Origin of the sequence: Desulfovibrio sp. 1188_IL3213 (assembly GCF_036763145.1) — a bacterium.
Classification (GTDB): Bacteria; Desulfobacterota; Desulfovibrionia; order Desulfovibrionales; family Desulfovibrionaceae; genus Desulfovibrio.
The window spans coordinates 1-2,153 of record NZ_JBAIYR010000385.1 but is presented as its reverse complement, the minus strand read 5'-3'; the positions used below and the strand labels follow the sequence as shown (position 1 = coordinate 2,153).

The following is a 2,153-nucleotide window of genomic DNA, read 5'->3' as shown; positions in this document are numbered from 1 at the left end:
GAAGAGCTTCGTGCCCAGAAACCAGCCATATCCAAACCCGGCCGAGGGTGCCGCCGCAGCGTCACGCTTGGTGGCAGTTCCCCCGGCCAGGAAGTAAGCTAGAAACCTTCTCGCTTGCTTCGCTGAGCGGATTTTGCCCGCGCTCTCGCCGCCAATGCGCAGAGCTGGGGCCTGGACGGCGTGGTCTGTTCGGGCCATGAGGTTGTGGACATCAAGTCTGCCTGCCCGTCCCTCATGTGCCTTTGCCCCGGGATCCGGCCATCCGGCTCGGTGGCCGATGACCAGCGCCGCGTCATGACGCCAGCACAGGCCGTGGCCGCAGGGGCCGACTACCTTGTCGTGGGCAGACCCATCATTGCCGCTCCCGATCCGCTTCTGGCGGCAAAACAGATTCTGGCGGACATGGCTTCCGCCACATAACGAACGAGGATTTTCATGTCCGGCCAAAAGACTAAGGAAAACAGGCGCCCTGCGGCGCAAACGCCAGCCGCCCCGGGCCAGAAGGCCGAGGTGCGCGGCGTGTTTTCCACCCAGGAGGTCCGCCGGGTGGGCACAGGCACGACGACCCGGAAAACTGTGCAAAAAACCTTCTGGTTCATTGAGCAGCACGGCAAGTTCATCGAATGCCAGCCCCTCAACACCAACTATGTTCCCAGCGGCCCCAAACGCAAGATCACCATGGACGAGCTTATAGCCAAGTTCGCTCCGGAGCCGGAATTTTACCTTAACTCCGTCTACCCAAAGATGCAGGAGATGCAGCGGGCCATCGACAACGGAGACGAACGCCGCGAAAAAGGCGAGAATTTTGCCGCGGAATTTGAGTATTCCCGTGCTCTCGGCATTGACGAAGACAATGTGCGCGCCAACTTCGGCATCGGCCTCACATATCTTGAACGTGGCGACGCAGGCAAGGCGCAGAACATTTTTGAACGCCTGGTCAAGCTTGACGGCGCCTTTGAACCGGAGCACAAGCACCTGTTCAACGACTTCGGCATCAGCCTGCGCAAAAACAAGATGCTGCGGCAATCGCTGGAATACTACCAGCGCGCCCTGGAGCTGAGCGCCAATGATGAAAATCTTTATATGAACCTTGCGCGGGTGCTGCTGGAAACCAAAGATCTCAACGGCTGCGTCGACAACCTGCTCAAAGCCCTTGAACTGGCCCCCAGACACGAGCCTTCGCTCAAATTTCTGGCTTGGCTCATCCAAAACAAACTTGTTCCCGCCGACAGGGTGGACGGGGTACGCACCGCCCTGCAGGCCGTAAGCCGGAACGCCGGCAGCGCTTCCTGAGACAGGCAGCCCCAGAGGTTTCGTGAAAAACTGGCTTTTCCGCACGCCGCCCGCAGGCGGCCCCGCTTGTCTGCCCGCTTCCTGGGCAGAAGAACTTTCCATATCGCCCCTTCTTTTGGAGGTGCTCTGGAGGCGCGGCTTTTCGCGTAAACAGGCCATCAATGCGTTTCTTGACGCCCGCCTTGACGCCCTGACGCCGCCCCAGCACTGGCCCCAGTTGCCGGAAGCTGCCCGGCTGCTGGCAGACGAACTGCTGGTCGGCAAAAAGCTGGCCGTGTGGGGCGATTACGATGTGGACGGAATAACCGCATCCACCCTCGTGCTGGACGTGCTGGAAAGCCACGGCATCGAGGCTCTCTGGCACATCCCTGACCGCAGAACCGAAGGCTACGGGCTGAATGTGGCGCACATTGATGCGCTGGCCGCGCAGGGTTGCCGCATACTGCTCACCGTGGACTGCGGCATTGCCGATACCGAAGCCGTGCGTCATGCACGGCAGATCGGCATGACCGTTGTGGTGTCCGACCATCACCTGCCCCAGGAAGAGCTGCCCCCTGCCCACGCCTTTTGCAATCCCCGCATGCTGCCCGAAGAATCCCTGCCCTGCCCGCATCTGGCTGGCGTGGGTGTGGCCTTTTACCTTATGGGAGCCGTCAACGCGGCTTTGGCCCCGCACACGGGCAAACGCCACAGAATGGATCAGTGCCTTGACCTTGTAGCGTTGGGAACGCTGGTACAGATGCTACTCTGTCTTGACGGTATCGCTTTTTCGGAAAAGGCGTTCCAGAGACATGGCGTCCAGCGGAGTGAGGTTAAAGCGCATGCCTGCCTCATCCAGCAACAGGGCCAGGCTCTTGCGG

General features: G+C 60.6%; 2 protein-coding genes and 1 pseudogene. All 3 read left to right on the top strand.

All coding sequences use genetic code 11. The features are described 5' to 3' along the window. Nucleotides 1-129: 129 nt before the first annotated feature. Nucleotides 130-420, top strand: a pseudogene (locus V6C16_RS11730) (orotidine 5'-phosphate decarboxylase / HUMPS family protein); the annotation flags it as partial. Nucleotides 421-435: 15 nt separating this feature from the next. Continuing rightward, entirely contained in the window at nt 436-1,293 is an 858-nt protein-coding gene (locus V6C16_RS11725) for a tetratricopeptide repeat protein (protein ID WP_333543287.1), read from the top strand. 22 nt (nt 1,294-1,315) lie between these two features. Next, nucleotides 1,316-2,153, top strand: an 838-nt coding sequence (locus V6C16_RS11720; protein ID WP_333543286.1) for a DHH family phosphoesterase, incomplete at its 3' end; no start/stop codon positions are given.

Bases quoted from the DNA above. Each gene is read 5' to 3' on its own strand.
- V6C16_RS11725 (WP_333543287.1), top strand. From the start codon at position 436: ATGTCCGGCCAAAAGACTAAGGAAAACAGGCGCCCTGCGGCGCAAACG.